Below are 14,155 nucleotides of genomic sequence, written 5' to 3' on the forward strand. Positions count from 1 at the left end.
ATGGCCAACGACCATGCGACGCAACCCCTGTCCGGCGGCGCGGCAGGGCTGACCGGAAGGATCACCTCCGGCCCCGACGAACTGCTGCGCACCGAAGTGCTCGAACCACAGCTCCGCTTCGAGATCGAGGCCCTGCTTCCCTGGTACGTCCAGCTGGAGAAGGTGCTGCTGTTGGAGTACCGCCGGCTGAAGCTGCTGGACGGGGCAGAGGTCGGCGCCCTCGCCGACCTGCTCGACCAGGTCACTCCCGAAGCGGTCGCCCGAGAGGCATGGGAGAACATGAGCGACATCGCTTTCACCCTGGAGCGCCATGTCTCCCGGCAACTGGCCACGGTGCCGCCCGCCTGGCATGTCGACCGCAGCCGCAACGACCTCCAGGCCACCGCTCAAGTGATGTACGGCCGCACGCGGCTGCTGGAGACCGCCGAGGCACTGGTCGCCTTCGGACGCACCGCACACGCCCTGGCCGGGCGCGGCACCGAGCTGGTGATGCCGGGCTACACCCACATGCAGCCGGCCCAGGTGATCAGCCCCGGGTTCTACTTCGCGGCCCTGAGCGATCAGGCCCTGCACACCTTGGAACGGCTGGAGTCGGTGTACCGCACCGCCGACGCCTCCCCGATGGGAGCGGGGGCGATGGCGGGGCAGGAGCTGCCCTGGGACCGGGACCGGATGGCCGCGTTGCTCGGCTTCACCGAGGTGCGTGCACACGCATTGCGGTCGGTTGCGCAGCGCGACTGGGCGTTGGAGGCATGCGCGGAGTTCTCGCTGCTCGGCGTCGCGCTGAGCCGTTTCGTCACCGACCTGATGGCCTGGGGCAGTGCGGGGTACGGCTTCATCGAACTGCCGGACCACTGGTCGGGCATCTCCTCGGCGATGCCGCAGAAGAAGAACTACCCGGTGCTGGAGCGTATTCGGGCCCGTACAGCGCATCTCGGCGGGGCCTACACGGCCATCGCCTCCGGGCAGCGCAACACCCCTTTCAGCAACTCCGTCGAGGTCTCCAAGGAGGCGGGGGCCGGGGTGCCGTCCGCTTTCGACTCCACCCTGTCCGTATTGCGGCTGTTCGGCGCGGTTCTGGAGAACCTGCGGTTCTGCGAGGACCGGATGCGCGAGGCGTGTGAGAAGGAGTACCTGGGCGGATTCACCCTCGCCAATCTGCTGACCCTGCGGGCCGGGGTTCCCTGGCGCAGTGCTCAGGTCGTCGCCGGACGCTACATCGTCCGGGCGGTGGAGCGCGGGCTGCCCCCCGCGCAGCCGGACGGTGCGCTGCTCGACGCCGAACTCGCCGCCGAGGGCTACACGGCCGATCACTCCGCAGACCTGTTGGCCGAAGCCATGAGCGTGCCGGGTGCCCTGGCCGCGAAGCGCTCCGCGGGCTCGGCCCACCCTGATGCCGTGCGCTCCCTGCTCGCCGATCAGGCTGCCCGGCTCGAAGCGGCGGAGAAGCGCTGGCACGGCCGGCGGGAGCGGATCGACGCGGCAGCGGCCGAGGTCGACCGGCTGCTCGCCGGGCCGGAGGGACGGCATCAGTGATGAGGATCCCCGGTGCCGCCCTCCACCAGGACGTCACGGGGCACGCCCCGAACCCCTATGCCGCGGTGACCGGCATGAGCACCGCTTCCGGCACCTTCGGCGAGCTGCTCCAGGGCGTGCTCCCCGAGGAGAACGGCGACTTCCTGGTCACACTGCCCATCGCCCGCTGGTCCCGGGCCACCTTCCACGGCGCACCCGGCACCGACGCGCTGTCGGTCCAGCCGGCACACAAACACAAGGTGCTCCGTCTCACTCGCATGATCATGGAGGACTCGACGGCGCCGATGGGCGGGGTGCTGACCATCGAGAGCACCCTGGCCGAGGGCAAGGGGCTGGCCAGTTCGTCCGCCGACCTGGTGGCCACGGCACGCGCGGTCGCCAACGCCCTGGGCGAGCCGATGCCACCCCGGCGGATCGAGTCGCTGCTGTCAAGAATCGAGCCGACCGACGGCGTGCTGTACCCCGGCATCGTGGCCTTCTACCACCGGCGGGTGGCACTCCACAGCCGACTGGGTTCCCTGCCGTCCATGACTGTGGTCGGCACCGACGAGGGCGGCGAGATCGACACCATCGCCTTCAACCGCATCCCGAAGCCGTTCTCCACGGCGGACCGAGCGGAGTACGCGCGGCTGCTGGAGCGGATGGCCTCGGCAGTGGCCCGGGCCGACCTCGCCGAGGTGGGCGCCGTGGCCACCCGCAGCGCCCTGATGAATCAGGTGTTGCGCCCCAAGCGTCAGCTGGACGCGGTGATCGGCATCTGCCGGAAGGTCGGCGGGCTCGGTGTGGTCGTCGGCCACAGCGGGACGTGCCTCGGGGTGCTGCTCGACACGGGTGACCCCTCATATCCACAGCGTCTGGTGGACGCGGCGAGCGCGTGTTCCGAACTCGTCGGCAACGTCACGGTGTACCGGACCTTGAGCTTCGACCGGTGAAGTCCGGCGCCTCGCCGGCCCGGCACAGTGAAGGGAAGAAGAAGCGCACATGCTGAGCCAGAACGTGATCGAGGCCATCGGCCACACCCCCTTGGTACGGCTGCGACTGGGAGCCGACCGGGGCGTCCGGGTCTACGCCAAGCTCGAGATGAACAACCTGTTCGCGATGAAGGACAGGGTGGCCAAACAGATCATCACCGAGGCGCGCCGCACGGGAGCGCTGGCCGAGGGAGCTCCGATCGTGGAGAGTTCGTCGGGCACGATGGCCCTCGGCGTCGCCCTGGTGGGCACCGCGCTCGGCCACCCGGTGCACATCGTCACCGACCCACGGATCGACCGTACGACGCTGGCCAAGCTGGAGGCGCTGGGCTGCGAAGTCCATGTGGTGCCCGAGATGGACGCCTACGGCTGGCAGGGTGCTCGGCTGACCCGGCTGCGCGAGATCATGGACAGCAACCCCGGGGCGTTCTGGCCCCGGCAGTACGAGAACCCGCAGAACCCCGCCGCCTACCGGCATCTGGCCGCCGAACTGCTCACCGATCTGGACACGGTGGACGTCCTGGTCGGCGCGGTGGGCAGCGGCGGCTCCCTGTGCGGCACCTCCCGCGTGCTGCGCGAGTCCCTGCCCGGTCTGTACGTCGTCGGCGTGGACTGCGTCGGCAGTGTGCTCTTCGGCCAGCCGGACCGGCCCCAGCGGCTGCAGAGCGGGCTGGGCAACAGCCTGCACCCCAAAAACCTCGACCACTCCCAGATCGACGAGGTGCACTGGCTCAACGACCACGAGGCGTTCGGCGCCACCCGTGAACTCGCCCGCAACGAGAAGCTGTTCGCGGGCAACACCTCCGGATCGGTGTACCGGGTGCTCGGCGCCATGGCCGAACGGGCCACACCGGGAACGACCGTTGTCGGCATCTTCCCGGACCGGGGAGACCGGTACGCCGACACCGTGCACAGCGAGGCCCACTGGGCGGAGAAGGAACTCGAACGGCTGCCGGTCGCCGCGGTACCGCGCCAGGTCGTCGACGGCACGGAGGTGCACAGCTGGTCATTCCGCCGCCGGAGCGCCGATGCGCCCCGCCCCGCGTTCGTCTTCGTGGAGTCCAACACCACCGGGACCGGCATGCTGGCGCTGCGGATCGCGGCCGAGGCCGGTTACGAGCCCGTCCTCGTGACCGGCGACTCCACCCGGTACGCGGGGCTGGCCGAGACCGGTGCGACCGTCGTGGACTGCGACACGAACGACATCGAGGCGGTGATCCACGCGGTGACCAAGGCGTTCGCACCCGGGTGTGTCGCGGGGGTGTCCACCACCAGTGAGTTCTACCTGCTGGCGGCGGCCGCGCTGGCCGCGGCGGTGGGGCTGCCCGCAGAGCGCGGCGAGGCGATAGCCGGCTGCCGGGACAAGAGCCGGCTGCGTGAGATCCTTCGGCGGGCCGGGATCGGGCAACCACGGTTCGAGGTGGCCGAGGACGGGCCGTCCGCCGCCGCGGCGGCGGCCAGGATCGGCACACCCTGCGTGGTCAAGCCGGTCGACGACTCCGGATCGACACGGGTGCGTCGCTGCGACTCGGCGTCGCAGGCCGCCGAGTTGGCCGAGGAGATCGTGGCGCGGACCACGAACGGACGCGGCCAGGCCGTGGCAGGCCGGGCGTTGGTCGAGGAGTACCTGAACGCGCCCGAGTACAGCGTGGAGATGTTCGGGGTCGGCGGGGTGCACCGGCTGATCGGCATCACGGAGAAGACCGTGACCGGCGCGCCGCATTTCGTGGAGTCCCGGCACCTGGTGCCGGCGGAGTTGCCCGCCGCGGCGGCCCGGGAGATGACCGAGACGGTGTGGGCGGCGCTGGCGGCGACCGGCCTCGGCCATGGCCCGAGCCACACCGAGGTGAAGCGCACGGCGGCCGGCAGCGCCGTCGTCGAGATCAACCCGAGGCTCGCCGGCGGCCTCATCCCCGAGCTGTATCGCCTCGCCACCGGAGTCGACCTGCTCGCCGCTCAGGTCTCCTGTGCCGCCGGAGCCGAACCCCTGCTGCCCGACGGCTTCGCGCGCCATGCCGGCATCCAGTTCGTTCTGCCCACCGAGTCGGGGGTGCTGGAGCGCGTGTCCGGGCTGACCGAGGCCCGTGCCGTGCCAGGGGTGGAGCAGGTGACTGTCACCGTCGGCGCGGGCACGCGGGTCGCCCCTCCCACGGACGCCTACGGGCGGATCGGCCACATCATCGCCACCGGCGGGAGCCGGGCCGCGGTCGTCGAGGCCCTCGACCGGGCCATGGCGCTGATCCGCGTCGAGCTGCGGGAACGATGAGCCCGGCCGGCCGGTCCGGATCAACGTCGCACCGGTCTGCGCCGTCCAGGCGGTCGTCCACCAGCTGATGCCGTTCACGGCACCGGCTGGTGGACAGTTCGCTCGGACCGGCCGGGCGAGATCCACGTGTCCCGCTCTTGGGCACGACGGCAGGAGTGGCGGCCCGAGCGAGCGAGGGGCCAGACGGTGAACGACGTCACCGTCGCCTACGCCCCCGGAGGCTGAGCGGTGGCACGGCAGCGGAAACCGGACACGCTCCGTCGGCACCAGCATGTCCCGCAGCTCTCCGGCGCTGCGCCGGACGGGCTCCCGCCGGACCGTCCCGCCTCCCTCTCGGCCCGGTCTCGGGCCACCTGCCCTTGCACTGGTCGTCAGGGCCATCCGGACCGGGAGGGAGGGTCGGCCACGAGCCGGGGCAGCGGGGCCGCGCGGCTTTCCTTGTTCTGGAGGCCCCCTCCCCCGAGCTGGAGGGGGCAGTTCTCTGCCGGTGGCCGGATATGGCCCACCCACCGCCCGGTGGAGCGCCGATCTCGAAAAGTGCGATTGACGGACACCCCTACGCATGTAAGCTCCGACTAACACCTAGAAGGTAGTGGCGACGCTAGTAAGGGGATGGGAACAGTGGAGAAACGCTCGATCACCGTGCGGGTGGCGAGTTGGAGCGCGGCCCACCCCTGGCGCGCCATCGTCGGCTGGTTCGTCTTCGTCGCACTGTGCCTCGCCGGCTCGGCCGTAATCGGCACGCACAGCGCCACGACCGAGGACTACCGGGTCGGCAACGCCGGAAAGGCGGAGGCGATCGCGACCGAGGGCGGCTTACAGCGCAAGCCGGTCGAGCAGATCGTCATCGACTCCCGCTCCGGCAACCTGGACGTGTCCGCGGCCCGGGAGGCCGCCGCCGATGTGACCGCACGGATGAAGCGGCTCCCGGAAGTCGCCGGCGTCGAGAAGCCGGTGCTCTCCCGCGACGGCAAGGTCCTCATGGTCCAGGTCGTCATGAAGGGCGAGGAGCTCGCCGCGCGCAAGAAGGTCGACCCGCTGGTGGAGCAGACGGCGGCCGTACAGAAGGCCCACTCCGACGTACGGGTGCAGGAGACCGGCTCCCCCTCGATGAGCAAGGGCCTCGACCAGCAGCGCAGTGACGACCTCGCGTTCTCCGAGATGCTCACCCTGCCGATCACCATCATCACGCTGCTGATCGCGTTCGGCTCGGTGACCGCAGCCGGTGTACCCGTCCTGCTGGCGCTCTCCTCGATCGCCGCCGCGATGGGCCTGTCCGCCCTGGCCTCGCACGCACTGCCGGACGCCGGCGTCGGCAACAACGTCATCCTGCTGATCGGCCTCGCCGTCGGCGTCGACTACTCGCTCTTCTACCTGAAGCGCGACCGCGAGGAACGTGCCCGGGCCGGCGGCCGGCTCAGCTCCCAGGCCGTCGTGGAGCTCGCCGCGGCGACGGCCGGCAGGGCCGTCGTGGTCTCCGGCCTGGCGGTGGTCGTCTCCACGGCGACGCTGTACCTCGCGACCGACGTGATCTTCTCCTCGCTCGCCACCGGAGCCATCCTCGTCGTCCTGGTCGCCGTGGCCAGCTCGCTGACAGTGCTGCCCGCCCTGCTGGCCAAGCTCGGCGCCCGCGCGGAGCGCCGTACGGCTCGCCGCGAGGCCCAGGGCAAACGGGTCAGGGGTCACGGCGGCACAAGCAAGACGTGGGACGCCATGCTGCGGCCCGCGACCCGGCGTCCCGGCGTCACCCTGCTGGTCTCCGTGCTCATCATGCTGGGACTGGCGGCACCCGCCCTGGGCCTGAACCTGAGCGTGCTGGGCAAGGACACCTTCTCCCGCAAGATCCCCGCGGTGCAGACCTACGACCGGCTGACGGCCGCCTTCCCGGAGCTGCTCGTTCAGCACCAGGTGGTGGTGCGCACCGATGCGGACCACGCGTCGCAGGCGCTGCGGGCGATGGAAGACCTCCGTCAACGCGCCCAGTCGGACCCGCTGTTCGACAAGGACGTGGCGTTCAAGCTCAGTTCCAGCCCGGACCACCGGATCACCAGCCTGACACTGTCCGTGCCGTTCAAGCCCAGCTCGCCCCAGGCACTCCAGTCGCTCGACCGCGTGCGGAACGACTTCCTGCCGGCGACCGTCGACAAGGTGCCCGGTGCCGAGGCGTACGTCACCGGCGACATCGCCCGTGACTCCGACTACCTCGACCATCAGAACTCGAAACTCCCGCTCGTCGTCGGTCTGTTGCTGCTCGTGACGTTCGCGGTGACGGTGCTGGCTTTCCGGTCGGTGGTCATCGGCGTGATCGGCACGCTGCTGAACCTGCTGTCGGCGGCCTCCGCGTTCGGTCTGCTGGTCCTCGTCTTCCAGGGCCATTGGGCCGAGGGCCTCCTCGACTTCCACTCGACCGACTCCATCGGAGCCCGCGTTCCGCTGTTCCTCTTCGTCATCCTCTTCGGGTTGTCAATGGACTATCAGGTCTTCGTGGTCAGCCGGATCAGGGAGGCGGCCCTGCGCGGTCTGGACACCCGCAAGGCGGTGTTGGAGGGGATCGGTAGCTCCGCAGGCGTGGTGACCAGCGCGGCAGTCGTCATGGTCACCGTCTTCGCAAGCTTCGTCTTCCTCAACCTGGTGGAGATGAAGCAGATGGGCTTCGTCCTCGCCGCGGCGGTGCTGCTCGACGCGCTCGTGGTGCGCATCATGATCCTGCCCTCGGTGCTGACCCTGCTCGGCAACGCCACCTGGTGGCCCTCCCGCGGCATGCGGACCGCACAGAAAGAGCAGATCGCAGCCACTGCACCCGAGCCGTTCACCGCACACGGAGCGCGTGGATCCGGCCGCGTGTGAACCCTGGCTGCCATTCCGGCAGCCTTCCGAACGGCCTTCCAACCCCCGGGAAGGCCAGATGTTGGGCCGCTCACCTACGAGCGGCCCAACATCGCGTTTGGAGTGGCTTATTCCATAGGCATACCTCTCAGAGTATGGGAAAACCGCGCGGCTGGTATTTCACAGCAGCAACAGGAGGGGAAAGGATGCCGATCAGACGACAAATGGGGGTGTCGGACTGTGGAGATCCACATACTTGGTTCACTTCTTCTCACCAATGGCTCACAGCACCGGGGCGTGGCCTCGAAGCGGGTGAGCTCACTGCTCGCCATGCTGGCCCTGGCCCCTGGCCAGTCGGTTCCCTTTGATCAGCTCGTGGACGAGCTCTGGGGCGGTACGACCCTGGCAAACGCCAAGAACGCCCTTCAGGCCAACGTGAGCCGGCTGCGCAAACTCTTGGCGTCGGTGAGCGGGAAGCAGGGCGAAGACCTCGTCCGCACCGTCGGCACCGGCTACCTGCTGGACGTGGATCCAGGAGCGATCGACGTGCACCGCTTCTTGGACCTCGCCGACCGGGGCGCCGTCCTGATCAGCCGTGACCCCGCCTCAGCGGCACAACTGCTGCAACAGGCGCTGAGCATGTGGCGAGGCACGGCTCTGCTCGACGCCAGCGACGGGTTCCGCTGCCGTACGGAATCCCTCCGTCTGGAGGAGCGCCGGCTGACCGCGTACGAGGATCTGATCACGGCGAAACTGGCGGTCGGGGAGGAGCGGGTGTCCGTCCCGGAACTGCGCCAGCTGGCCGCCGAGCATCCCGGCCGCGAGCGCCTCAGCGAACTACTGATGCTGGCCCTGTACCGCGACGGCCGGCAGACGGAAGCGCTCGACGTGTTCCACTGCACACGCCAGCGGCTCGCGGAAGACCTCGGGTTGGAGCCGGGGCGTTCACTGCACACCGTGTACGAGGCGATCCTCAATCAGGACGACCTTCTCGGACGGCCCCGCAGCTCCCTGATCCTCACCGGCTGATCCGGCCCTCAGCCTGCCGGAGCCTGAACGGAATTCCCCATGGCATCTCGCACCATGCGTGATTAAATTACGACGATCTCATGGACCAGCCGTACCGGCTCTCGCGATGGGCCGGAACGGCGGCCTGTGAAACGGGGGAGCCAAGGGGGCTGATCTGTCATGCGCGTTGAGCTAAGACATGCCCGACTCGTCGCAGCCATTTCAAATGTGGGAAGTATATCCGCGGCCGCGGCCCAACTCAATCTGCCGCAGCCTGCAATCTCCGCCCAACTCCGCCGAATCGAGCGGGAGTTGGGCGGAGAGTTGTTTGTGCGCTCCCCCTCCGGCGTGGCGCCCACCCCACTGGGGGAACGGCTGATTCCGATGCTCGTCGACCTGGCCAGGCGCGGTGACGCCTTCCTGGCCGAGGTCGCGGCAGCACCCAGCACCACCACGCTGCGCCTGGGAAATGTGGAGTGGACTCCGCCCACGCTCAGGGACGCGATCGCCGCGTGTCTGCCCTCGCTCGAGGTGCAGACCGAGACGGTGGAGCCCGCCGACGCGATGAACGCGGTAGCCGACGGGCTGCTCAGCCTGGCACTGATTCCAGATGTCACGGGCCGCCAGTCGATAGATGTCAAAAGGGCGTCGCTCAGCACAGCGGTCGTGGTCCGCGAACCGGTGTGGCTCGCGGTTGCACCCGACCATCCGCTGGCCGCGCAGGGGCCGGTGAGCTCGGCCGAGGTGCGGTCTCTCCGCTGGGTGCGCTACGCGCGCGGTCACTGGTTCCACGACATCGAGGCAGCAGCCTTCGCCGACCTCGTCGACGGCCGGTCCGTGTCGGTCCACCGCGTCCGCGGCCACCACGAGGCGATGACCTGGGTCCGCGAGGCGGGCGTCGCCGCGCTGACCGTCCCGACCGGTGCCACCAAGGACGTGCGCCTGCTCCCCGTCGCCGACGCCCACACATGCGAGCTGCTGCTCGTATGGCGCACCGGGGCGATCACTCGGGCCGTCGTGAGCAAGCTGGTGGACAGCGTGCGCCGCTACTACTGCGACTACGCCCGCGCCACTCCGCGTTACTGGTCCTGGATGGCCGCCCACCCCCAGGACTTCCGCGAAGTCCAGCACTTCCTGCCGGGCGCCTCCGCGGACCGTCCCGGCCCCTCCTGAACCCGCAGACCGCGTCAGTTCACGGTCAGCGGGTTGTCAGTCGCTTGCTTCAGCATCGGGCACATGACTACCACCGCCACCGGCGCCGAGCGGCGCACTCAGATCAAGGGCATCATCTGCGACATCCTCGAAATCGAGCCCACCGACATGACGGACACCAGCCGGTTCAAGGAGGACCACGAAGCCGACTCGATGGGCGCCATCGAGATCCTCTCCGCCCTTGAGCGGACCTACGGCATCGACCTCGACCAGAGCGTGCTGCCGCGCATGGTCAACCTCGACGCCGTGGTCTCCGTCGTCGACGAAGCCTTGGCCGCCAAGTAGTCGGCACTGCCCGGCCAGGGGCCGCCCGGGCCGGGCGTGAGGGACTGGAGTACTACGTGTACGACAACGATCAGCGGCCGCGCCGGGTGGTGATCACCGGACTCGGCGTGGTCAGCAGCATCGGACTCGGGGCCGAGCAGTTCCTGGCGGGGCTGCGGGCAGGCCGCAGCGGGGCCAAGCCCATCACCGCCTTCGACACCACCGGTTTCGCGCACTCCCACGGCTGCGAGGTAACCGACTTCGACCCGGCGGAATGGATCCGCTCCTTCGCACCGGAGGAACTGGGCCGGGCGACACAGTTCTCCGTGGCGGCCGCGGCCATGGCCGTCGCCGACTCGGGGAGCAGCCATGAGGAGCTGCGCGGCCGACGGTCCATGGTGTCCGTCGGCACCACGGATGCCGAGTCCCGCGACTTGGACCTGTTGGTCGGCGAGCAGCTCGACAAGGGCCCGGAGCAGCTCTCCCGAAGGGTCGTACGACGGGCTCACGCCAGCCGGCTGTCTTCGAGCATCGTCCGCGAACTCGGCCTGACCGACGTCGAGGCTCTGACCATCCCCACCGCCTGCGCCGCCGGCAACTACGCGATCGGCAGCGGCTACGACGCGATACGGGCCGGCGACGTCGACATGGCGCTGTGCGGCGGAGCCGACGCCGTGTGCCGCAAGACCTTCGCCGGCTTCTACCGGCTGGGCACCATCGCTCCCGAGATGTGCCAGCCTTTCGACCGGGACCGCAAGGGCATCCTCACCGGCGAGGGCGCCGGCATCCTCATGATGGAGAGCCTGGAGTCGGCCCAGGCCCGTGGCGCCCGCGTCTACGCCGAGGTGCTGGGGTACGGGCTCACCTGCGACGCCCACCATCCGGTTGCACCGGACCAGGACAGTCTCGCCCGGTGCATGGCACTGGCCCACCGTAACGCCGGTATCACCGCGGCGGACGTCGACTTCATCTCCGCCCACGGCACGGGCACCAAGGCCAACGACGTCACCGAAGCCGGGGCGATCCGCCAGGTCTTCGACGCCCCGCCGCCGACGGTCTCCATCAAGTCGATGGTCGGGCACAGCATGGGCGCGGCAAGCGCCCTCGGCTCCGCCGCCTGTGCCCTCGCGATCGCCGAGGGCTTCATCCCGCCCACCATCAACCACCGGGAGACCGACCCGGACTGCGGGCTGGACTGCGTGCCCAACGAGGCGCGGCCCGCCGAGCTGTCCGTGGTGCAGAACAACGCGCTCGCCTTCGCGGGCAACAACGCCGTCCTGATCCTGGGCCGGTACCGGGAGGTCGGCTGATGTCCGCACTGGTCTTCTCCACGTGGTCCGCGGTATCCCCCTACGGGGTGGGCCGCGACGACTTCCGCGCAGGTGTACTGGACGACCGCCGGGCGATCACCGCCCTCGACCGGGGGACCTACCCCGGACCGTTCTCCGAGGCCGCCCTGGTGCCGGACTTCGATGTCACCCGGCACATCGGCCGCAAGGGCACTCGCACCATGGACCGTGTCACCGCCGTCGCGGTGACGGCGGTCGGCCTCCTGCTGGCCGACGGCGGTCCGGAGCTGACCGCCCGGCCCGAGGACACCGGGCTGGTGCTGGGCACCGGATCGGGCAGCGTGCAGAGCATCATGGACTTCACCCGCGACTCGCTCGTGGGCGAACGCCCCTACCACGTCGACCCGGCCCGCTTCCCCAACACGGTGATGAACAGGGCGGCGGGGCAGAGCGCCATCTGGTACGGCATCAAGGGCCCCAACACCACGATCGCGGGGGGCCGGCTCACCGGACTGACCGCGCTCAGCTACGCCACCCGGCTGCACCGCGGCGGCCACTGCTCGCGGGTGCTGTGCGGGGCCGCCGAGGAGTACTCCGTACAGCGGGCCTGGCTGGAGTGGCACGGCAGGGACGGCGAGGACCACGCGTCCCCGCTGGGCGAGGGCGGTGCGGTGTTCCTGCTGGAGACCGCCGAGGACGCCCGGGCCGCCGGCCGGCGTGTCCGGGCCCGGCTTCTGACCACCCGGTTCCGTGCCTTCCGTGAACCGGCCGACGCGCGGGCCGCCTTGGCGGAGTGCGTGCGCGACGCCCTTGATCAGGCCGGCGCCCACCCCGAGGACGTACACCTGGTGGTTCCCGCCGAGACGGGTGGGACGCTGACCGGCGTCGAGGAGGCCGCCCTCGCAGATGTGCTCGGCGCGACCGGGCCCCGCCCACGCGGTCACCGCGCGCTGCTCGGCGATCTGTCGGCGGCCACGGTCAGCCTTCAACTGGCGACGGTCCTGTCGCTCCTGGACGGCGAAGCAACGGCACCGGGCGCGCTCGCCCTCGTGACGGCGGTCGACCGGGACGGCACCGTCGGCTGCGCCTTGCTCGCCGCCCCGACGAACGAGGAGAGCTGAGTGGAGACGAACACCCGCAGGGTCGCGCTGGTGACCGGGGGGTCACGGGGTATCGGTCGGCAGGTGGTCATCGGGCTCGCACGGGACGGCTTCGATGTCGCGTTCTGCTACCGGTCCGAGGAGGAGGCCGCCCGGTCGGTCGCCGAGGACGCCGAGAAGGAGGGCGCGAGCGTGTTCACCGCCCGCGTCGACGTCACCGACGCCCAAGCGGTACGCACCTTCGTACGGGCTGCGGAGAACGAACTCGGCCCGCTGCACGCGGCTGTCTCCTGCGCCGGCATCGTCCGCGACAACCCGCTGGTGATGATGTCCGAGGACGACTGGAGCGCCGTCGTGCGCACCAACTTGGACGGCACCTACAACCTGTGCAAGGCCGCCGCCTTCTCGATGATGAAGCGGCGTGCGGGCTCCGTCGTCACCCTGTCGTCCGTGGCCGGGGTGTACGGCAACGCGACGCAGACGAATTACTCGGCGTCCAAGGCCGGGATCATCGGGTTCACCAAGGCCCTCGCCAAGGAGTGCGGGCGTCACGGCGTGCGCGCCAACGCCGTCGCACCGGGCTTCATCGACACGGACATGCTCTCCGGGCTGGCCCCCGAGCACGTCCGGAAGATGACCGAACGGATCCCGCTCGGACGCTTCGGCCTTCCGGCCGAGGTCGCGGACCTGGTGTCGTTCCTGGTCTCCGACCGGGCCACCTACATCACCGGACAGGTCTTCGGCGTCGACGGCGGCCTGGTCGTCTGACCCCGTAAGGAGCAGCATGCCCAGCAAGAAGACGCCGCGTTTCTACTTCTCCCTGCGGAGCCCGTACTCCTGGCTCGCCTACCAGGAACTGACGACACGCCATCCCGATCTGTCGGAACAGCTGGAGTGGCTGCCGTTCTTCGAACCGGACGAGATCAGCGCGAAGATGCTGCGTGAACGAGGGGGCCGGTTCCCGTACTCGGAGATGTCCCGGGAGAAGAACCGGTACATCCTCCAGGACGTCCGCCGGCTCGCCCAGGCCCGCGGCATCACCGTGACCTGGCCGGTGGACATCGATCCGGTGTGGGAGGTACCGCACCTGGGGTATCTGGTGGCGGACCGCGCGGGCAAGGGGCAGGACTACATCGCCGCGGTGTACCGGGCCCGGTTCGGTGCGGGCCGCAACGTCTGCGACCCGGCCACCATCGCGGACATCGGCCGCGATCTGGGCATCGACCCCGAGGCGCTGTCCCGTGCCAAGGACGACCCGCGGCTGCGCGAACAGGGCGCGGACATTCTCATGAACGTGTGCGCGGACGGTGTCTTCGGGGTGCCGTTCTTCGTCCGCGGCTTCACCCGCTTCTGGGGGCTCGACCGGCTCGACGACTTCGTGGAACACCTGCGTGGCGAGGTGCCCTCCGCGACGTCGCTCGCCCCCGCCAGAGCCGGTGCCGTGGGCATCGGCCGCTCAGCCGACGACGGTCACGCCGGCGGCTGCGGCTGAGCGGACCGTCAGTTCTCGGTCAGTGCGCTGTCAGCGTGTTTGACCACCATTGATGACGACGCTGCCCCACCCGCACCGGACAGCCGGGCCGGGGCAGCCCGTCATGCGTGGCCCCCTGCCTTGAAAGCCCAGCGGCGAACCCGTTGTGACGGCCGGGACGGCGGCAAATGGACCTGGTGAACATTCCGAGG

Annotated in this window: 11 protein-coding genes; all 11 read left to right on the forward strand. The window is 69.9% G+C overall.

Annotated elements, in window-relative coordinates:
• The 11 genes from ACZ4U4_RS00815 to ACZ4U4_RS00865 all read left to right on the forward strand — a co-directional run bounded on the left by ACZ4U4_RS00815 (position 1) and on the right by ACZ4U4_RS00865 (position 13,964).
• On the forward strand, positions 1–1,536 hold the full coding sequence (locus tag ACZ4U4_RS00815) for a lyase family protein (protein ID WP_467867963.1): 1,536 nt from the start codon (positions 1–3) through the stop codon (positions 1,534–1,536).
• Positions 1,537–1,610: 74 nt separating this feature from the next.
• Complete coding sequence (locus ACZ4U4_RS00820; protein ID WP_467867965.1) at positions 1,611–2,468, forward strand: GHMP family kinase ATP-binding protein; 858 nt, start codon at positions 1,611–1,613, stop codon at positions 2,466–2,468.
• Between the two features lie 49 nt (positions 2,469–2,517).
• Positions 2,518–4,773 (forward strand): pyridoxal-phosphate dependent enzyme, encoded by a 2,256-nt coding sequence (locus ACZ4U4_RS00825; protein WP_467867967.1) that lies wholly within the window; start codon positions 2,518–2,520, stop codon positions 4,771–4,773.
• A gap of 621 nt (positions 4,774–5,394) precedes the next feature.
• Entirely contained in the window at positions 5,395–7,620 is a 2,226-nt protein-coding gene (locus tag ACZ4U4_RS00830) for an MMPL family transporter (RefSeq protein WP_467867969.1), read from the forward strand.
• Between the two features lie 219 nt (positions 7,621–7,839).
• Complete coding sequence (locus ACZ4U4_RS00835) at positions 7,840–8,628, forward strand: AfsR/SARP family transcriptional regulator (protein WP_467867971.1); 789 nt, start codon at positions 7,840–7,842, stop codon at positions 8,626–8,628.
• Between the two features lie 159 nt (positions 8,629–8,787).
• Positions 8,788–9,780 carry a LysR family transcriptional regulator gene (locus ACZ4U4_RS00840; RefSeq protein WP_467867973.1) on the forward strand — a complete coding sequence of 331 codons (993 nt, stop codon included), beginning with the start codon at positions 8,788–8,790 and terminating at the stop codon, positions 9,778–9,780.
• A gap of 63 nt (positions 9,781–9,843) precedes the next feature.
• Positions 9,844–10,104, forward strand: coding sequence for an acyl carrier protein (locus tag ACZ4U4_RS00845; protein ID WP_467867975.1), 261 nt, complete (start codon positions 9,844–9,846; stop codon positions 10,102–10,104).
• Between the two features lie 56 nt (positions 10,105–10,160).
• A complete protein-coding gene (locus tag ACZ4U4_RS00850; RefSeq protein ID WP_467867977.1) occupies positions 10,161–11,393 on the forward strand; it encodes a beta-ketoacyl-[acyl-carrier-protein] synthase family protein in 1,233 nt (410 codons plus the stop codon).
• Positions 11,393–12,493 carry a beta-ketoacyl synthase N-terminal-like domain-containing protein gene (locus ACZ4U4_RS00855; protein WP_467867979.1) on the forward strand — a complete coding sequence of 367 codons (1,101 nt, stop codon included), beginning with the start codon at positions 11,393–11,395 and terminating at the stop codon, positions 12,491–12,493. The genes ACZ4U4_RS00850 and ACZ4U4_RS00855 overlap by 1 nt, the downstream gene beginning before the upstream one ends.
• Positions 12,494–13,240, forward strand: coding sequence for a 3-oxoacyl-ACP reductase FabG (gene fabG, locus ACZ4U4_RS00860; protein WP_467867981.1), 747 nt, complete (start codon positions 12,494–12,496; stop codon positions 13,238–13,240).
• 16 nt (positions 13,241–13,256) lie between these two features.
• Positions 13,257–13,964 carry a DsbA family protein gene (locus tag ACZ4U4_RS00865; RefSeq protein ID WP_467867983.1) on the forward strand — a complete coding sequence of 236 codons (708 nt, stop codon included), beginning with the start codon at positions 13,257–13,259 and terminating at the stop codon, positions 13,962–13,964.
• The last annotated feature ends 191 nt before the right edge of the window (positions 13,965–14,155 follow it).

Source organism: Streptomyces sp. NPDC029159 (assembly GCF_055564055.1).